Consider the following 17933-nt stretch of genomic DNA (forward strand, 5'->3'; position numbering starts at 1 on the left):
GCTCTTGCGTGTCGCGGCGTCTGTTGCATGTCGTCAGACATGTCGGCGCGAGCGGTCGAGTCTACCCGCGCGGGCCGACAATTTTAAGTACCGCGAACGTCATTATTCGAAACCGATCTCGAATGCCACCGCCTTGTCGCCCGGATCCTCCACCTCCAGCAGCAGCACGGCGCTACCGCCAGGCGCCAGGCCATGGCGCTGGATGGTGGCGTCATCCAGGTACTCCGCCGGCTGCAGCCGACGCATGGCGATGCGCTGGCCCTGCGCGTCGGACAGCGTGACCGTCAACACCGGCCAGGGCTGGGCGAAGGCGGCATCGTTGCGTACGCTGGCGCTGATCATCAACGCGCCGGCGACGCTGGGATGGGCTTGCACGTTGCTGGCCAGCAGGTGCAGCTGCCGCGGCGCGGCGACCAGCGGCAGTTCGCAGCCGAGCATGGCGCAACCGTCGTGCAGCCAGTGGGCTACGGCGGGTTGGCGGATCAGCTCGTCGCGCTTGGCCCAGGCCAGCTGCGCGGCGAGCAACAGCGTGAGCAACAGGCAGGCCACCAGCCACGGCCAGTGCCGCTCACCGGACGAGTGCAGGTGCCGCCGGCTACCTCGGGCCGCCCGCCCTTGCGGCGGCACACGCGGCTCGCGGGCGAAACGCGGTGCGAACACCAGTTGCGAAAAATCCTCGATGGCCGGCCGGGGTGTGGCCGCGGCGACCGCCGCATTGGCAACGACTACCGCCGGCGGTTCGGGACGCGGTCGATAGACCACCAGGTCCAGTTGCGGCGGTTCCGGCGCGGGTTGGTTCAGCGACAGCTCGACAAACGGCTCCGGCGGCAGCTGCTCGGCGAGCGTGGCGAGGCTGTCGAAGCCGGCTTCGCAATGCCCGCACACGACGTGGCCGTGCGCCCGCGCCAGCGTCTGCGCGTCAAGCGAAAACACGGACAGGCATTCAGGACACTGGGTATACATGCGGGCCGTTGCGGGTCGATACCCGGCAAGCTTAGCAGGGTGGTCGCGGCGGCTTCAGTGCATGCCCGACGCTCCGGACGGCCATGCCGGTGACCTCGGCCGGATGCTCAGCGGCGGCGCCGTCCGCTGATACGCACCCAGTCCTCGCGCGTGTCCACGCGCAGCTCGTCGAACCATTCGGCGTAGCGCTGCAGCAGCTCGTCCTGCTGGCCGGCGAGGATGCCGGAGATGGCGAACGGCGCGCCGGGCTTCGCGGCGGCGGCGAAGCTGGGGGCCAGTTCGCCGAGCGGGCCGGCGAGGATGTTGGCGACGAAGATGTCTGCCGACTCCGCGAGGTGGTCTTCCGGCAGGAACAGCGCGAGGCGGTCGGCCACGCCGTTGCGTTCGGCATTGTCGCGCGAGGCGGTGAGTGCCTGCGGGTCGTTGTCGATGCCGGTCGCGCTGGCTGCGCCCAGCTTCAGCGCGGCGATGGCCAGGATGCCCGAGCCGCAGCCGTAGTCGGTGATGGTCTTGCCGCCGAGGTCGAGGCCGTCCAGCCATTCCAGGCACAGCGCGGTGGTCGGATGGGTGCCGCTGCCGAAGGCGAGGCCGGGGTCGAGGCGCACCACGACGCGGGCGGCGGTGCCGGAGGGATCCTCATCGATCGGCGGCTCGATGTTCCACGGATAGATCCACAGCCGCCGGCCAAACGACATCGGCTTGAACTGGTCCATCCAGGCGCGTTCCCAATCCTGGTCGGCGACCTCGGTGAAGTTCAGCTGGTCGGGTTCGAGCCAGGGCAGCAGTTCGCCCAGCGCGGCGGCGAGGCCGCGGCGGTCGGCATGTTCGTCGAACAGCGCGTTCAGCGTGATCGTGGGCCACAGCGGCAGTTCGCCCACGCCCGGCTCGAAGATCGCCTGCTCGTCCGGTGTCTCCGCATCGGCGTCGCGCAGCGTGACCGACAACGCGCCGAGGTCTTCCAGTGCTTCTTCCGCGCGGGGCTGCTGCTCGATGCGGACGGTCAGGGAGAGTTCGAGGAAAGGCATCAGGCGAGAAGTAAGCGAAGAGGAGTGAGAGAAGAGCCGAGGGCTGGAGAAGTTGTCGGAGGGCGGATCTTGCGGTGTGGATGGCGCGGGCGAGGCCGATTCAGGGGGCGCGCTGCGTGCGCGCCCTCTCTCGTTCCTTCACTCCTCTCCACTTGCTCCTTACTCTTCGCCGGCCGCCTTGTGTTCCTTCTGCTCGGCCATCCGCTTCTCGAGGTAGTGGATGTTCTGGCCGCCGTGCTGGAAGCCGACGTCGGCCATGATCCGCTGCTGCAGCGGGATGTTGCACTTGACGCCCTCGATCACCGTCTCGGCCAGCGCCAGGCGCATGCGCGCGATCGCGGTCTCGCGGTCGGGGCCGTGCACGATCAGCTTGCCGATCATCGAGTCGTAGTTCGGCGGGATGCGGTAGCCGTCGTAGAGATGCGTATCCACGCGCACGCCGGGGCCGCCCGGCGCCTCGAAGCGCTTCACCGTCCCCGGGCTGGGCATGAACGTGTCCGGATCCTCGGCGTTGATGCGGCACTCGATCGCGTGGCCGGTGATCTTGATGTCCTCCTGGCGGATCGACAGCTTCTCGCCGCCGGCGATAAGCAGCTGCTCGCGCACCAGGTCCACGCCGGTGATGAACTCGGTCACCGGGTGCTCGACCTGGATACGGGTGTTCATCTCGATGAAGTAGAAGCGGCCGTTCTCGAACAGGAACTCGAAGGTGCCGGCGCCGCGGTAGCCAATGCGCAGGCAGGCGTCCACGCAAACCTTGCCGATCTGCGCGCGCACTTCCGGCGTGATGCCCGGCGCCGGCGCTTCCTCCACCACCTTCTGGTGGCGGCGCTGCATCGAGCAGTCGCGCTCGCCCAGGTGGATGGCGTGGCCCTGGCCGTCGGCGAGCACCTGGATCTCCACGTGGCGCGGATTCTCCAGGAATTTCTCCATGTACACCTGGTCGTTGCCGAACGCCGCCTTGGCTTCCTGCTTGGTCATCACGATGGAGTTGCCCAGGTGCGCCTCGGTGCGCACCACGCGCATGCCGCGCCCGCCGCCGCCGCCGGCGGCCTTGATGATCACCGGGTAGCCGATCTCGCGCGCGATGCGCATGTTCTCGTCGACGTCCTCGCCGAGCGGGCCGCCGGAACCCGGCACGCAGGGCACGCCGGCCGACTTCATCGTGCGGATCGCCTCAACCTTGTCGCCCATCAGGCGGATCACTTCGGCCGTCGGGCCGATGAAGACGAAGCCGGACTGCTCCACCTGCTCGGCGAAGTCGGCGCGCTCGGCGAGGAAGCCGTAGCCGGGGTGGATCGCCTGGGCGTCGGTGATCTCCGCCGCGGCGATGATCCGCGGGATGTTGAGGTAGCTGTCGACCGACGGCCCGGGGCCGATGCAGATCGACTCGTCGGCGAGGCCGACGTGCTTCAGGTTGCGATCCACGGTGGAATGCACCGCCACGGTCTTGATGCCAAGGCTGTGGCAGGCGCGCAGCACGCGCAGGGCGATTTCGCCGCGGTTGGCGATGACGACTTTTTCTAATGGCATGGGAATAGGGAATCGGGAATAGGGAATAGGTGGGTCATCGCGCGGTCTCGCGCGTCTGGAGTGCGTTCATCAACCCGGTCAGCATGGCGAAGATGTCGCCGATGCGCGTCTTGACGTCAAGCGGGACGCGCCCGTAGCCGAGGCGATCCGCGATTTGCAGTTGGGTATCCAGTTCCGAGAGCGAGCCGCGGGCAATCGACAGAAAGCGGAGGTATTCAGGAGTCGAGCGGCGGGCTGCGCCCTCGGCGATGTTCGAGGGAACGCTGATGGCTGCGCGTCGCAACTGTGCTGCGAGCCCGAAGCGTTCGTCGTTGGGGTACGTCGAGGAGCAGACGTAGACCTCTTCGACCAGTGACATCGCCTGCTGCCAGACCGAGAGGTCCTCGTGCGGCCGCTGGGACGATTCCCTATTCACGATTCCCTATTCCCTGCCTTTCAGCCAATCACGAACATCGGTTCGTCGAATTCCACCGGCTGGCCGTTCTCGACCAGGATCGCCTGCACGGTGCCGCCCACGTCGGCCTCGATCTGGTTGAACATCTTCATCGCCTCGATGATGCCCAGCGTCTCGCCGGCCTTGACCTGCTGGCCGACCTTGACGAAGGCGGGCGTGCCCGGGGTGGCCGAGGCGTAGAAGGTGCCGACCATCGGTGCCTTCACCACGTGGCCAGCCGGCAGCGCGTTGGCGGCCTCGGCGGCGGGTGCTGCCGGGGTGGCGGCAACCGAGGCAGGCGCGGCGGCCACCACCACCGGTGCGACCGGGGCGACGACCGGCGCAGGGGCGGCGTTCTTCGGCACGCGCGACAGGCGCACGACTTCCTCGCCTTCCTTGATTTCCAGCTCGGCGAGGTTGGATTCCTCGAGCAAGTCGATCAGCTTCTTGATTTTGCGCAAATCCATCGGATCAGCCTTTGGTCAGTCAGGCCACCGCCTCGGTGGCTGGGAGTTGAATGGGGTGGCCGCGAGGCCGCGGCGTCAGGGAACGCTGCCGGCCGGCAGCCGCTGCAGCGCGGCGTCCAGCGCCAGCCGGTAGCTGTCGGCGCCGAAGCCGCAGATCAGGCCGAGCGCGATGTCGGACAGATAGGACTGGTGGCGAAACGGCTCGCGGGCGAACACGTTCGACAGGTGCAGCTCGATGAACGGGATCGCCGCGGCGGCGAACGCGTCGCGCAGCGCGATGCTGGTGTGGGTGAACGCGCCGGCGTTGCACAGGATCATCGCGGTGCCGTCGTCACGGCCCTGGTGGATGCGCCCGACCAGCTCGTGCTCGGCGTTGGACTGGAACCAGAGCAGCTCGTGCCCGGCCGCGCGCGCCCGCTCGGCCAGCTGCTGGTTGATCTCGGCCAGGGTCTCGTGGCCGTAGATGTGCGGCTCGCGGGCGCCCAGCAGGTTGAGGTTGGGTCCGTGCAGGACCAGGATTTTAGCCACGGTACGTTCCGCCCAGCGTCCGGGAGTCCCGGAACCGGGCGCAGTGTGCGCGTAGTCTGGAATCTTGTCCAGTTCGCCGCAGATCGGCGATGTTTGGCGGAGAAGTGTCGGGTTTCCGTGCGTGGGCGTATGTCAGTGCCCGGTCCGCGCTGGCGCCAGCCACCGCACCAGCTGCGCGGCCGGGAGTGGGCCGGCATGCGTGGTCAAGATGCGCCCATCGGCGCCGATCAGCACGCTATAAGGCAACACCTGGCGTGTATTGCCTAGTTTCAACGAGGTGCTTGGCGGGCCCATGTCGCCGATCAGGATGGGGTAATCCACCGCATGTGCGGCCAAAAAGGCGCGAACGTGCGCAGGCTCATCCATTGCAATTCCAACCACGATCGCCCCGTGTTCGCCGAACTTGGCCTGGGCCTCGGCCAGCGCGGGCATCTCCTGCAGGCATGGCGCGCACCAGCTGGCCCAGAAATTCAGCAGCACCCGGCGGCCGCGGTAGTCGTCCAGCCGGTGCGGCTTGCCATCCAGGTCGGGCAGCACCAGCGGCGGCAGCGGCTGGCCGAGCAGGCTTGGTGGCGGCGAATCGACTTGCCGCTGGTGGCGTTGCGCGTAGCCACCCAGCGCGGCGGCCAGCACCGCCAGGCCGATGATCAGCCAGTTGCTGCGGCTCAGCATCAGCGCGCCGCTTCGGTCAGCGCCTGCTCGACCATCGAGTAGGTCAGCACGGTGGACAGCTGTCGGCCCGGCGCGCCGTTTTTCGGGAACACCACGTACAGCGGCACACCGGGCGAGTGGTATTCCTGCAGGAAGTCGCTGATGGCCGGGTTGACGTCGGTCCAGTCGCCCTTCATGTAGATCGCGCCGGTGCGCTGGAGCAGGTCGCGGAACGCCTGTGTGTTCAGCACCGCGTGCTCGTTCGCCTTGCAGGTGACGCACCAGTCGGCGGTCATGTCGACGAACACCGGGGTGCCGGCGGCGCGCAATTCGGCGAGTTTCTGCGGGCTGTAGGCGACCACGCCCTGCTCGGCCGTGGCGACCGCCGACGGCGGCGGCACGTGGGCCAGCAGGTACAGCGGCGCCAGGGTGGCGAGCGCCAACACCACCACCGCGGCCTTGCTGGCCGCGCCGCGCGAGCGGCTGCGCTCGAACCACCACAGCGTCATCGCCAGCAGCACCATCGCCACCAGCACCAGGCCGACCGCATCGGCGCCGCGCTGGTTCGCCAGCACCCAGACCAGCCACGCCGCAGTGAGGTACATCGGGAACGCCAGCGTCTGCTTCAGCGTTTCCATCCAGCGCCCCGGCTTCGGCAGCAAGCGCGCCAGCGCGGGCACGAAACCGACCGCCAGGAACGGCAGCGCGAGGCCGACGCCCAGCGCCAGGAACACCAGCAGCGCGGACAGCATCGGTGCGGCGAACGCGTAGGCCAGCGCGGTGCCCATGAACGGCGCGGTGCACGGGGTGGCCACCACCACCGCCAGCACGCCGGTGAAGAAGTCGCCGGCCGGACCAGAGCGCGAGGCCAGCGACGCGCCGGTGTTGCCCAGCGAGGCGCCGAACTGCACCACGCCGGACATCGACAGGCCCACCGCCAGCATCACGCAGGCCAGCACGCCGACCAGCAGCGGCTGCTGCAATTGCGAGCCCCAACCCAACGCGTGACCCGCCGCGCGCAGGGCGAGGATGCCCAGTCCCAGCGCGGCGAAGCTGCTCAACACGCCGGCGGTGTAGAGCAGCGCATGGCGGCGCGCGGTGGCGCGGTTCTCGCCGCTCTCCAGCACGCTGACCACCTTGATCGACAGCACCGGCAGCACGCATGGCATCAGGTTCAGCACCAGGCCGCCGCCCAGCGCCAGCAGCAGCGCGGCGAGCAGGCTGACCTGCAATGGACCGCCGACAAGATCGGCCGGTGGCAGCTCCGGCGCTGGTGTGCCGGCCTTTGCCTCACCGCTGTTCAGCTCGATGTCCACCGTGCGCGTCATCAGCGGATAGCACAGGCCGCCGTCCTGGCAGCCCTGGAAACTCGCCCGCAGCGCGAGATGCGTGAGGCCGGCCAGGTCGCCCTCCACCGTCACCGGCAGTTCGACCTGGTCGAAGTACACGGTGACTTCGCCAAAGTGCTCGTCGCGGTGCGCGATGCCGGCCGGCCACGCAGGATGCAGCGTGACACCGGCGGCGTCGGCGAGCTTCAGCGTGGTCTGGTCGCGGTACAGGTAGTAGCCCTTCGGCATCGTCCAGCGCAGCAGCAGTTGCCTGGAACCCTGTGCCAGCGCCTCGAAGCGGAACGCCTGCTCGGCCGGCAGCGGTACGCCGACCGTCGTCGCGCCGGCCTTGCTGCCGAGCTGGCTGAGTGCCGCACCAAGGGCGTTGCTGGCCGCCGGGCTGGCCGCAGCATCGGCAGCGGCCGGCAACGGCAGGTCCAGCTTCTCGGTATGCGGCGGATAGCAGATCTTCGGATCGACCTCGTGGCAGCCTTGGTACTGCACGCTCAGCGTCAGCCGCGTGGTGCCGGCGGCGACCGTGTACGGGATGCTGGCGTCGACGCCGTGGCGGTAGGTTTCCACGTCGCCGAGGTACTCGTCGTGGTCCTTCCTGCCGTCCGGCAGCTGTGCCTCGCCGAGCGTGACGCCGTCGCCGCCCTTGAACTTCATGCGGCCGCGGTAGAGGTAGTAGTCCGGTGCGATGGTCCAGTGCAGCTTCAGCACGCCCAGGGTGGTGGCGTCGGCGCTGAGCTTGTAGGCCTCGGTCACGGGCAACAGGCTGTCCGTGTCCTGCGCCGGCGCAGGCGCGGTGCACAGCAGGCCGAGCAGCAGCAGGGCCAGTGCGGGCAGGCGGGCGGCCAGGCGGCCGGTGATCAGGCGCATCGCGATTCCAGTGGCACAACGGCAGGGAAGCCATTATGGACCATGCCGGTCGTGCTCCCGTTCATTGCGGCCTTATATCTCCTCGATCGCCAGTGAAGGCGCCGCGCGGCGCCTGCGCACCAGCCCGGTGGTGAGCGCGGTGCCAAGCAGAATCACGGCGCAGCCGCCGAGCATGCGGGCGCTCACCGACTCGCCCAGCAGCAGCGCCCCCCACAGCACGCCGAACGCCGGGATCAGGTACGGGATTACCATGATGCGCGTGGCGCCGACCCGCGCCAGCACCCAGAAGAACAGCACGTAGGCCAGCGCCGTGCACAGCACGGCCAGCCCCGCGGCGGCCAGCCAGGCCTGCAGCGGCGGTGGTTGTGTCGGCCATGCCAGCAGCGTGGTCGGCAACAGCAGCAGGGCGGCCACCATGTGGCTGCCGACCGTCACCACCAGCGGCGTCACCCGGCCCAGGCGCAAGTGGGTGTAATGCACTGCAAAGCCGTACAGCACGGTGGCGGCGACGCAGGCCAGCAGCGCCACGCCCGCGCCCGGCCCCAGCGCGAGGCTGCCCTCGGCCAGCCAGACCACGCCGGCAAAGCCGATCGCCAGCCCGGCGCCGCGCCATACATCCAGTCGCTGGCCCAGCCACAGCCAGCCGATCAGCGCGGCGAACATCGGCGTCATGCCGTCGATGATCGAGGCCAGCCCCGCCGGCAGGCTGCGCGTGGCGAAGGTGAACAGCACGAACGGCAGCGCCGAGTTGGTCAGCCCGACCACCGCGATCGGCCACCAGTGCGCCCGCCATTCGGCCAGCCGCGCACGCGAGGCCAGCAGCGGCAGGAAGCACAGCGCGGCGCCGATCGCGCGCAGCCCGGCCAGCGGCAGCGCGCCGAAGGCGCCGGCGCCCATGCGCATGAACAGGAACGAGCCGCCCCACAGGGCGCCCAGCGACAGCAGCACGGCGTAGTCGATCTTTTTCACCTTGGGATAGGCGCAGTGGGCAAGAACGCAGTGTGACGCCCTGCCACTGCCAACGGCTGTCAGCAGTCTTGCGGCGCCTCGCCGGTCGCCTCGCGCACCCAGTCCAGGTAGGCCGCGTGGCCGCGCTGCACCGGTACCGCGACCAGTTCGGGCAGTTCGTACGGGTGCAGCTGGAGCAGGCGGCTTTTCAGCGCGTCGAAACGCTCGGCGGTGGTCTTGATCAGCAGCAGTTCCTCGCGGTCCTGGCTCACCGCGCCCTGCCAGCGGTAGGTGGAGTGGATGCCGGGCAGGCGGTTGACGCAGGCGGCCAGCCGCTCGCCGACCAGGGCTTCGGCGATCGCCTGGGCACTGGCGGCATCGGGACAGCTGCAATAGCAGAGCAGGACGGTGGCGGGGTCGGTCATGCCTGAAGCGTACCCGGGTCGCACCGGCCGTGCGTGGCTATGGGCGATTTGGCGGCCAGCCCTTGAAACGGAGCCCGGTCCGCCCAATTAGCTGCTGCATCCCCCTTCGCCAAGCTCTTGCGGCGGGATCGCATACCCGTAAAATTGGCACTCATTCACTTCGAGTGCTAGCAAGACCGCCGGCCCGGGTCTTGAAAGCCTTGTCCGTCCACCATCCAAGTCAGCTGGAGTCCTCCATGAGCACACTGCGTCCCCTGCACGATCGCGTCATCGTCAAGCGTCTCGAAGAAGAGCGCGTTTCCGCCGGTGGCATCGTCATCCCCGACAGCGCCACCGAGAAGCCGACCCGCGGCAAGGTCGTCGCCGCCGGCACCGGCCTGATCCTGAGCGACGGCAAGGTGCGTCCGATGTCGCTGAAGGCCGGCGACGTGGTGCTGTTCGGCAAGTACGCCGGCCAGGAAATCAAGATCGACGGCGAAGAGCTGGTCTTCCTGAAGGAAGACGACATCGTGGCGGTGATCGAGGGCTGATGCCTTTGGCCGGGTCGGGTTGATCGCGCAAGGCGCGCGTCCCACAAGGCTCGGGTACCTGCTGCAAATCTCCTTTACTTATTCAAAATTTTTCAAGGAAAAATTTTATGGCCGCTAAAGAAGTCCGTTTCGGCGAAGACGCCCGCTCACGCATGCTCAAGGGCGTGAACACGCTCGCCAATGCTGTCAAGGTCACGCTCGGCCCGAAGGGCCGCAACGTCGTGCTCGAGAAGAGCTTCGGCGCCCCGACGATCACCAAGGACGGCGTGTCCGTCGCCAAGGAGATCGAGCTGGCCGACAAGTACGAGAACCTCGGCGCGCAGATCGTCAAGGAAGCCGCCTCCAAGACCTCCGACGTGGCCGGTGACGGCACCACCACCGCCACCGTGCTGGCGCAGGCGTTCATCCAGGAAGGCCTCAAGGCCGTCGCCGCCGGCATGAACCCGATGGACCTGAAGCGCGGCATCGACAAGGCCGTCGTGGCCGCCGTCGGCGAGCTGAAGAAGCTCTCCAACCCGACCGCGAACGACAAGGAAATCGCCCAGGTCGGCACCATCTCGGCGAACTCCGACACCAACATCGGCGACATCATCGCCACCGCGATGAAGAAGGTCGGCAAGGAAGGCGTGATCACCGTCGAGGAGGGCTCGGGCCTGGACAACGAACTGGACGTGGTCGAGGGCATGCAGTTCGACCGCGGCTACCTGTCGCCGTACTTCATCAACAACCAGCAGAGCCAGCAGGTCGAGCTGGACGACCCGTACATCCTGATCCACGACAAGAAGGTCTCCAACGTCCGCGAGCTGCTGCCGGTGCTGGAAGCCGTCGCCAAGGCGGGCAAGCCGCTGCTGATCGTGGCCGAGGAAGTCGAGGGCGAGGCGCTGGCCACGCTGGTGGTCAACACCATCCGCGGCATCGTCAAAGTCGCCGCCGTCAAGGCGCCGGGCTTCGGTGACCGCCGCAAGGCGATCCTCGAAGACATCGCGATCCTCACCAACGGCCAGGTCGTCTCCGAGGAAGTGGGCCTGTCGCTGGAGAAGACCACCATCGGCGATCTGGGCCGCGCCAAGCGCATCGTGATCACCAAGGAAAACACCACCATCATCGACGGTGCCGGCGAGGCGGAGAAGATCCAGTCGCGCATCAAGCAGATCAAGGCGCAGATCGAGGAGACCTCCTCCGACTACGACCGCGAGAAGCTGCAGGAGCGCGTGGCCAAGCTGGCCGGCGGCGTGGCCGTGATCAAGGTCGGTGCCGCGACGGAAGTCGAGATGAAGGAAAAGAAGGCCCGCGTCGAAGACGCCCTGCACGCGACCCGTGCGGCCGTGGAGGAGGGCGTGGTGCCCGGCGGCGGCGTTGCGCTGATCCGCGCGCTGAAGGCAGTCGAAAGCCTCAAGGGCGACAACACCGACCAGAACCTGGGCATCGCGATCACCCGCCGCGCGCTGGAAGCGCCGCTGCGTGCGATCGTCGCCAATGCGGGCGAAGAGCCGAGCGTGGTGCTGAACAAGGTGAAGGAAGGCAAGGGCAACTACGGCTACAACGCCGCCAGCGGCGAGTTCGGCGACATGGTCGAGATGGGCATCCTGGACCCGACCAAGGTGACCCGCACGGCCCTGCAGCACGCCGCGTCGGTCGCCGGCCTGGCGATCACCACCGAGGCGATCGTGGCCGAACTGCCGAAGAAGGAAGAGCACAGCCACGGCGCCGGCGGCATGGGCGGCGGCATGGGTGGCATGGGCGGCATGGATTTCTAAGTTCTACGCTCGATGCACGACAAAAGAAAACCCCGCCGAGGCGGGGTTTTCTTTTTTACCTGGCCAGCATGGGCGAACTGCCGCGCCAGTGGCAGGCTCAGTGCCCGTGGGTGTTCGCGTTGCCATTGCCGCTGGCGTTGACGTCCTTCACCGCGTCGCCGACCGAGCCGGCCGCGCGGTCGGTGGACTGGATCGCCGAGTGGGCGGCGTCGCGCACCTCGCCGCCCACGCCCTGGCCCATCTCGGCGGCCTTGCCGGCGGTGGCGGCGGTATCGAGGCCAGCACCGGCATTGACGTTGGCATGAGCATCGGCATGTGAGTCGCCGGCGTCCGCGCCGATGGCACCGTTGGCCTTTGCGTTGGTGTTGGCACTGGCGTTGTCGTCGACGGTCGAGCGCGTCTTGTCGGCGGCCTTGCGGGTCTGGTGCTTCACGTGGGAGCTGCCGCGCTGCAGGGTTTGTTCCGTCCGGGTGGTGGCCTGGTCCGCGGCATGCATGACGCCCGGTGCGGCTGCGCCGGCATGGACGCCGGCATCGACCCGTGCGGCGCCACCGAGGTTGGCCTGGGCGAAGGCGGACACGGTGAACACGCTGGCACCGATGACGAGAGCGGAAAGCATGGTCTTGCGCATGGGTATGGATCTCCACGATGGGGGGATGGCCGAGAGGCGCGCTGCCCCGCGGGCACGCCGAAACTAGGAGTCGTCTCCCGACTGTCGTCTGAACACGGCACGGCAGCCTTCAGTCGTCGGACAGTTCGCTAAACGGCGACCCGGCGCCAGGGTCGGGCATCGTTGGCGTCATCGGGTGGCGGACGCGTGCACCGGCGCGATGTCTTGGTGAGCGATATTGCCGGACGGCGCCGCCGCCGGCTGCGGCAGCATCTTGTCCAGCTTGCCGCCCATGTGCAGCTGCTCGATGCTGGCCATGGCCTGGTCGAGTTGCTGCTGGGCGTCGCCCGCCGGCAATGGCGGCGCGCCGGGGGCCTCGGTGAGCGCAGCCAGTTGTGGGCCGACCAGTTCGGTCAGCGCGAAGTACGGGTCATCGTGGATGCCGACGTGGGCCAGCAGCTTGCCGGGCAGCAGCCACGAAGCGGTTTCGACCTTGCTGCGCTTGCCCGGGTGCTTCGGATCGACCAGCAGCCACACCCCGGCCTGACCCAGCATGTCGCCGCCGTCGACGAAGCCGGTGGTCTGGTAACTGTTGCTGAGCGCGGGCAGGTGGTCGCCGTAGAACAGCAGCACGCTGGGCCGCTGACGCCTGGCCAGCAGTTTTGCCAGCCGGCCGAGTTCGGCGTCGGCGTGCTTCAGGTGGTAGAGGTAGGTCTGCAGCTCCAGCTTGTCGCGGCCCGAGATGCCCTCGGGCACCGGGATCGCGTCGCGCTCGGCGGCGTGGGCGGGCTCGACGTCGTACGGGCCATGCGCCTCGATGCTGATGGCGAAGATGAACTGCGGCGGGCCGTCGTCCTTCAGCTGGACCATGATCTCGTCGGTCATCGCGCTGTCGGCCATGTACTGGCCGTCGTTCGTCGCGGTGGGCGGGAACGAGGACTGCGACACGAAGCGGTCGAAGCCGATCGCCTTGAAGGCAGTGGTGCGGTTCCAGAACGCCGGGTCGTTGCCATGCAGCGCGGTCGTGCGGTAACCATGCCGGTTCAGCGTGCGCACCAGCCCCGGCAGTGCCTTGTGACTCATCTGCAGGTAGGGGAACTGCAGGTTGTCGAAGTAGCGCAGCGACAACCCGGTGAGCACCTCGAACTCGGTGCGGATGGTGCCGCCGCCGAAGGTGGGCACGTGCAGCTTGCCGGTGGTGCCGTGCGTGGCGAGCCGGCGCAGGTTTGGGGTGAAGTTGCTGCGTTCATAGCCGCGCATGATGCTCGGGTCGAAGAACGACTCGCTCTGCACCACCACGATGTCGGGCAGTTCGCCGGCGCTGGCCGGCGCCTGCATCGACTGCAGCAGGGCCGGCGCGGATTGCTCGATCAGCCTGGCCGCCGCGGCGCGGTCGGGCTTGCGCTCGCCCTTGTTGTATTCGAGATGGAACAGCATCAGCGTGCTGACCAGGCCGGAATGGGCGGTGGTGGAGGTCGCCGACCACGGTTCGAGCCACAGCGTCCTGCCGTTGTAGACCTTGGCCCAGGCGGGCAGGCCGACCAGAATGCTGGCCAGCGCCAGCGCCAGCACGCCGCCGCCGAGGAGCCGCGCGCCGCGGGTGCGGCGCGGGAACAGCGGCGGTTCCAGCCGCCACGCCATAACGATCAGCGCCAGCGCGGCAAGCAGGCCCAGGTACGGCCACGGGCTGTGCGGCAGGTAGCCGGAGAGGATGTGCATGCCGCCCTTGTGCAGCTGGCCGACGATGCGGAAATCATCCGGCAGCAGCGGCGTGCCGAGGTTCGCCACCTTCAGCACGTTCACCGCGTACAGCAGCCCCTGCAGCAGGAACGCCAACGCGAAGGACAGCAGCGCGCGCCGGCTGATCGCCAGCAGTATGCCGGCCAGCAGCAGACCGGGCCAGGCATTGGCCAGCGGGAACCGGGCCTGGTCGAACAGGCGCAGCGGGGCTACCCCGACGCCGCCGTCCAGCAGCCCGGTCAGCAGCACGAAAGCCAGGGCCAGCAACAGCAGCAGCGCGGCGCGGGGGACGATGACGCGCCAGCGAACGGACGGATTGGCGGAATTCAGGGACATGGCAGTTCCGTGGTTACTGTCATGGTTTGGACTTGTCAATGTAATGACATCGAGATGAACCGCGGATAGGCGTGGCCGGTGAGTTTCGGGCTTGCATGCGGCTTGTTCAAGCTGGCGTCACGGGTTGCCGGCCGGCTGCCGGCAACTACCCCCCATGCGGCACAATGGCCCGATGACCCATCCGGAATCCGCCGCGCTGCAGGCGCTGATCGACGACCGCTATGCCGAGCTGGCTGCTCGTTGCCGTGCCGCCGGCGTACCGCTGCACGACGACGCCGGCGTGGCCGAGCGCATTCGCCGCACCCTGCTGGCCAGCGACTTTGCCTTCGAGGTGTGGTGTCGCCAGCCGCAGCTGCTGGCGCCGGCCGGGCTGGAGCGGCTGCGCTCGGGCAGCGATGCCAGCGCGCGCATCGACGCGTTGAAGCTGCCGGCGGACGAAGCCGCCTGCATGACCGCGCTGCGCCGCTTCCGCCATGCCGAGGCGCTGCGACTGGTGTTTCGCGACGTCAATGCGCTGGACGAGCTGCCGGAAACGCTGTCCGCCACCAGCGTGCTGTACGAGGCGCTGCTCGAACGGGCGTTGGGCTGGTCCGAGCACGCGCTGGCCGCACGCTACGGCGCCAGTCGCGACCACGACGGCGCGCTGCAGCGGTTGCTGGTGATCGGTTTCGGCAAGCTCGGCGGCGGCGAGCTGAACTTCTCTTCCGACATCGACCTGGTGTTTGCCTACCCGCAGGGCGGGCACAGCGACGGCGCGCGTCCGCTGGACAACAGCGAGTACTTCGTGCGGCTCGGCCGCCAGCTGGTGCGCCTGCTGAACGAGCCCACCATGGACGGCATCTGCGCGCGGGTCGACCTGCGCCTGCGCCCGTTCGGCAACGCCGGGCGGCTGGCGCTGTCGTTCGCCGCGATGGAGCAGTACTACCAGAGCGAGGGCCGCGACTGGGAACGCTACGCCTGGATCAAGGCGCGCCCGGTGGCCGGCGACCTCGCCGCCGGCAAGCAGCTGCAGGAACTGCTGCGTCCGTTCGTGTACCGCAAGTACCTCGACTACACCGCGTTCGCGGGGCTGCGCGAGATGAAGGCGCTGATCGACGCGGAGGTGGCGCGCAAGGACCTCGCCGACAACCTCAAGCTCGGCGCCGGCGGCATCCGCGAGATCGAGTTCATCGTGCAGCTGACCCAGTTGATCCGCGGCGGCCGCGAACCCAGCCTGCGCGTGCGCGGCCTGCTCGGCGCGCTGACCGCATGCGAGGCGCGCGGCCACATCGGCGCGGCGCGCGCGCGCATGCTGCGCGAGGCATACGTGCTGCTGCGCCGGGTCGAGAACCGCGTACAGATGCTGCGCGACGCGCAGACCCACGACGTCCCCGCCGACGCGCTGAGTCGCGAGCGCATCGCGCGCGGCCTCGACTACCCCGACTGGGACAGCCTGCACGCCGCGCTGGCCAGGCAGCGCGCCAATGTCAGCGAGGAATTCGCCGCCGTGCTGATGCCGCAGGGTGGCCGCGGCGCCCGCGTGCCGGCGGCCGACAGGCTGCTGTGGCAGCGCGCCTGCGACGAATCGCTGGATGCCGCCACGCTGGAAGCTTCCGGTTTCGCGCCCGGCGGCGAACTGGCGGATGCGCTGCTGAAATTACCGCAGGCCGCGGCGGTACGCGCGATGTCGCCGCGCTCGCGCGAACGGCTCGACCACCTGATGCCGCAGCTGTTCGACGCCGCGCGCGCCACCAGCGCGCCGGTGGCAAGCCTGCTGCGGCTGTGCCGGCTGATGCAGGCGGTGGCGCGGCGCTCGTCCTACCTCGCGTTGCTGGAGGAGCAGCCGGCGGCGCGGCGGCGGCTGGTGCGGCTGTTCGCCGACAGCGCCTTCCTCGCCGAGCGCGTCATCGCGCAGCCACTGCTGCTGGACGACGTGCTCGACCCGCGCATCGACCAATTGCCGCTCAAGCGCGCCGACATCACCGCCGAGATCGCCCGCGTGCTGGGTACGCTGGAGGAGCGCGAGGCCGAGGCGGAGCTGGAGCGGATCAACGAGTTCAAGGCCTCCACCGCGTTCCGTCTCGGCCTGGCCTTCAACGACGGTCGCGCCGACGCGGTGGCCACCGCGCGCCGGCTGGCCGCGCTGGCCGAGTCGGTGGTGGGCGCGGTGCTGGCGCTGGCCGCGCGCGAGCTGGTCGCCCAGCACGGCCGCCTGCCGGGAACCGACATGCAGCCGGGTTCCGGCTTCTCCGTGCTGGGCTACGGCAGTCTCGGCGGCGAGGAGCTCGGCTTTGCTTCCGACCTCGATCTGGTGTTCGTCTACGACGGCCGCCGCGCGCAGGCACTGAGCGACGGCGCGCGGCCGATCGAGGGCTCGCGCTGGTACCAGCGCCTGGCCCAGCGGGTGATGAACTGGCTCACCGTGCTGACCCGCGGCGGCCGCTTGTACGAAGTGGACACGCGGCTGCGCCCGGACGGCTCCAAGGGGCTGCTGGTGAGCAGCCTGGATGCCTTCGTGGCGTACCAGCAGAGCCGCGCGTGGACGTGGGAGCATCAGGCGCTGCTGCGCGCCCGGCCGGTGGCGGGCGATGGTTCGCTCAACGCCGAACTGGCCGGGGTGCGCCGCGCGATCCTGGCGGTGCCGCGCGAACGCGCCACCGTGCTGGCCGAGGTTGCCAGCATGCGTGCGCGCTGGCGCGCCGAGCGCGACCGTTCCGACGAAGGCAGGCTCGATCTCAAGCAGGGCCACGGCGGTCTGCTCGACATCGAGTTCGCGCTGCAGGGGCTGGTGCTGGCGCATGCGGCCGAACAGCCGGGCCTGCTCGGCGTCACCGCGAATGCCGGGCTGATCGAAGCCTGCCGCGTCGCCGGGCTGCTCGACGACCCGCAGGCGGCTACCCTCGCCGCGGCCCACGCCGAGCTGCTGCGCCGCGCGCTGGCCTGCACGCTCGACCTGCGCCCGCGCATCGCGCCGCGCGATGCGGCGCTGGAGCAGCTGTGCGGCAGCGTGCGCGGGGTCACCGATGCGCTGGGTTTTGCGTTCGGCTGAATCGCGGGCGCGCTGTAGCGATGACGCCAGTTATTCGGACTTTGCTCAATCCGTCAGTTGCGCCGCCTGTTGCCGTGCGATCCGCTCCCGCAGCGCGGTGGCGATCGCGACCGTTTCGCGCAGCGGCGACGGCGGCCGCGCCGGCGCATCCTCGTCGAGGCCACGCAGCCGGCCCGCTTCGTGCAGCGACTGGTGGAAACGCGCGAGCTTCGCCGGCAGCGGTGCGGTGACCAGGGTCTCGACCGGGCAACCGACGGCGCAGGCCTCAGAGAGCATGTTCACCGAATCGGGCGTGACCACCAGCCGGTCGGCCCAGCCGAGTACGCCGGGGTAGGGATTGCGGCCGTCGTCGGGGCCGGCCCAGAGCAGCCCGGGCACGTCGCGCAAGGCACGGCGAAACACCTCGATCAGCACCGGCGGGGTGCGGCGCGAACCCAGCACCAGCAGGCTGCCGCCCCCATCGCGCTGGCGTTCGAGCAGGCGGGCGGCCAGCTGGCGGGCGTAGTCGGCGTCCAGCGCGATGCCATGGCGCGGACCGCCGAGCAGCACGGCCACGCGCGGTGACGGCAGCTCGGCGAAGCGGGGGCAGGCGTCGCGGCCGTCGGCCAGCCACTCCTCGTCGACCGGGTTCAGCGAGCCCAGCGGCTGCAGCACGTTGGGGCCGTCGAGCTGGTCATGGCGGGGTGCGATCACCGCGTCCCAGTACGCGGGGTCGACGCGCGGGTCCAGGATCTGCACCGTGTAGCAGC

Annotated in this window: 16 protein-coding genes; 3 read left to right on the top strand and 13 right to left on the bottom strand. The window is 69.2% G+C overall.

Annotated features, from left to right (window positions below):
- Window positions 1-102: 102 nt before the first annotated feature.
- The 10 genes from UUA_RS17485 to cutA all read right to left on the bottom strand — a co-directional run bounded on the left by UUA_RS17485 (window position 103) and on the right by cutA (window position 9183).
- Window positions 103-963: a zinc-ribbon and DUF3426 domain-containing protein gene (locus UUA_RS17485; RefSeq protein ID WP_039954434.1), complete on the bottom strand. Its 861-nt coding sequence runs from the start codon at window positions 961-963 to the stop codon at window positions 103-105.
- Window positions 964-1070: 107 nt separating this feature from the next.
- Window positions 1071-1988: a 50S ribosomal protein L11 methyltransferase gene (gene prmA / locus UUA_RS17490; RefSeq protein WP_008439323.1), complete on the bottom strand. Its 918-nt coding sequence runs from the start codon at window positions 1986-1988 to the stop codon at window positions 1071-1073.
- Window positions 1989-2147: 159 nt separating this feature from the next.
- Window positions 2148-3521 (bottom strand): acetyl-CoA carboxylase biotin carboxylase subunit, encoded by a 1374-nt coding sequence (accC, locus tag UUA_RS17495; protein WP_008439324.1) that lies wholly within the window; start codon window positions 3519-3521, stop codon window positions 2148-2150.
- A 34-nt stretch (window positions 3522-3555) separates the two neighbouring features.
- On the bottom strand, window positions 3556-3936 hold the full coding sequence (locus tag UUA_RS17500; RefSeq protein ID WP_008439325.1) for a four helix bundle protein: 381 nt from the start codon (window positions 3934-3936) through the stop codon (window positions 3556-3558).
- Window positions 3937-3956: 20 nt separating this feature from the next.
- Complete coding sequence (accB, locus tag UUA_RS17505; RefSeq protein ID WP_008439326.1) at window positions 3957-4421, bottom strand: acetyl-CoA carboxylase biotin carboxyl carrier protein; 465 nt, start codon at window positions 4419-4421, stop codon at window positions 3957-3959.
- A 75-nt stretch (window positions 4422-4496) separates the two neighbouring features.
- Window positions 4497-4949 carry a type II 3-dehydroquinate dehydratase gene (aroQ, locus tag UUA_RS17510; protein WP_008439327.1) on the bottom strand — a complete coding sequence of 151 codons (453 nt, stop codon included), beginning with the start codon at window positions 4947-4949 and terminating at the stop codon, window positions 4497-4499.
- A gap of 132 nt (window positions 4950-5081) precedes the next feature.
- Window positions 5082-5621 carry a TlpA family protein disulfide reductase gene (locus tag UUA_RS17515; RefSeq protein ID WP_008439328.1) on the bottom strand — a complete coding sequence of 180 codons (540 nt, stop codon included), beginning with the start codon at window positions 5619-5621 and terminating at the stop codon, window positions 5082-5084.
- Window positions 5621-7810: a protein-disulfide reductase DsbD family protein gene (locus tag UUA_RS17520; protein WP_008439334.1), complete on the bottom strand. Its 2190-nt coding sequence runs from the start codon at window positions 7808-7810 to the stop codon at window positions 5621-5623. Before UUA_RS17520 ends, UUA_RS17515 begins: the two co-directional genes overlap by 1 nt.
- A gap of 72 nt (window positions 7811-7882) precedes the next feature.
- Window positions 7883-8779: a DMT family transporter gene (locus tag UUA_RS17525; protein ID WP_008439336.1), complete on the bottom strand. Its 897-nt coding sequence runs from the start codon at window positions 8777-8779 to the stop codon at window positions 7883-7885.
- A gap of 59 nt (window positions 8780-8838) precedes the next feature.
- Entirely contained in the window at window positions 8839-9183 is a 345-nt protein-coding gene (cutA, locus tag UUA_RS17530) for a divalent-cation tolerance protein CutA (protein ID WP_008439338.1), read from the bottom strand.
- Between the two features lie 236 nt (window positions 9184-9419).
- Between cutA and UUA_RS17535 the strand changes: the two genes are divergently transcribed.
- Both UUA_RS17535 and groL read left to right on the top strand, forming a co-directional pair.
- Window positions 9420-9713: a co-chaperone GroES gene (locus UUA_RS17535; protein ID WP_008439339.1), complete on the top strand. Its 294-nt coding sequence runs from the start codon at window positions 9420-9422 to the stop codon at window positions 9711-9713.
- A gap of 107 nt (window positions 9714-9820) precedes the next feature.
- On the top strand, window positions 9821-11470 hold the full coding sequence (groL, locus tag UUA_RS17540; RefSeq protein ID WP_008439340.1) for a chaperonin GroEL: 1650 nt from the start codon (window positions 9821-9823) through the stop codon (window positions 11468-11470).
- Between the two features lie 97 nt (window positions 11471-11567).
- Here groL and UUA_RS17545 read toward each other — a convergent pair whose 3' ends face one another.
- Both UUA_RS17545 and UUA_RS17550 read right to left on the bottom strand, forming a co-directional pair.
- Window positions 11568-12101 carry a hypothetical protein gene (locus tag UUA_RS17545; protein WP_008439341.1) on the bottom strand — a complete coding sequence of 178 codons (534 nt, stop codon included), beginning with the start codon at window positions 12099-12101 and terminating at the stop codon, window positions 11568-11570.
- Window positions 12102-12269: 168 nt separating this feature from the next.
- Window positions 12270-14156, bottom strand: a complete 1887-nt coding sequence (locus UUA_RS17550; RefSeq protein WP_008439342.1) for an LTA synthase family protein — start codon at window positions 14154-14156, stop codon at window positions 12270-12272.
- Between the two features lie 172 nt (window positions 14157-14328).
- Between UUA_RS17550 and glnE the strand changes: the two genes are divergently transcribed.
- Entirely contained in the window at window positions 14329-17184 is a 2856-nt protein-coding gene (gene glnE / locus UUA_RS17555; RefSeq protein ID WP_039954435.1) for a bifunctional [glutamate--ammonia ligase]-adenylyl-L-tyrosine phosphorylase/[glutamate--ammonia-ligase] adenylyltransferase, read from the top strand.
- Between the two features lie 45 nt (window positions 17185-17229).
- Here the strand turns inward: glnE and UUA_RS17560 are convergent.
- Window positions 17230-17933: mitochondrial fission ELM1 family protein (locus tag UUA_RS17560; protein ID WP_008439348.1), on the bottom strand; the 704-nt coding region annotated here is incomplete at its 5' end.

The organism is Rhodanobacter thiooxydans LCS2 (assembly GCF_000264375.1).
GTDB lineage: Bacteria > Pseudomonadota > Gammaproteobacteria > Xanthomonadales > Rhodanobacteraceae > Rhodanobacter > Rhodanobacter thiooxydans.

Coding starts and splice junctions, on each gene's coding strand:
- UUA_RS17485 (WP_039954434.1), bottom strand. CDS start 963: ATGTATACCCAGTGTCCTGAATGCCTGTCCGTGTTTTCGCTTGACGCG.
- prmA (WP_008439323.1), bottom strand. CDS start 1,988: ATGCCTTTCCTCGAACTCTCCCTGACCGTCCGCATCGAGCAGCAGCCC.
- accC (WP_008439324.1), bottom strand. CDS start 3,521: ATGCCATTAGAAAAAGTCGTCATCGCCAACCGCGGCGAAATCGCCCTG.
- accB (WP_008439326.1), bottom strand. CDS start 4,421: ATGGATTTGCGCAAAATCAAGAAGCTGATCGACTTGCTCGAGGAATCC.
- UUA_RS17515 (WP_008439328.1), bottom strand. CDS start 5,621: ATGCTGAGCCGCAGCAACTGGCTGATCATCGGCCTGGCGGTGCTGGCC.
- UUA_RS17520 (WP_008439334.1), bottom strand. CDS start 7,810: ATGCGCCTGATCACCGGCCGCCTGGCCGCCCGCCTGCCCGCACTGGCC.
- cutA (WP_008439338.1), bottom strand. CDS start 9,183: ATGACCGACCCCGCCACCGTCCTGCTCTGCTATTGCAGCTGTCCCGAT.
- UUA_RS17535 (WP_008439339.1), top strand. CDS start 9,420: ATGAGCACACTGCGTCCCCTGCACGATCGCGTCATCGTCAAGCGTCTC.
- groL (WP_008439340.1), top strand. CDS start 9,821: ATGGCCGCTAAAGAAGTCCGTTTCGGCGAAGACGCCCGCTCACGCATG.
- UUA_RS17545 (WP_008439341.1), bottom strand. CDS start 12,101: ATGCGCAAGACCATGCTTTCCGCTCTCGTCATCGGTGCCAGCGTGTTC.
- UUA_RS17550 (WP_008439342.1), bottom strand. CDS start 14,156: ATGTCCCTGAATTCCGCCAATCCGTCCGTTCGCTGGCGCGTCATCGTC.
- glnE (WP_039954435.1), top strand. CDS start 14,329: ATGACCCATCCGGAATCCGCCGCGCTGCAGGCGCTGATCGACGACCGC.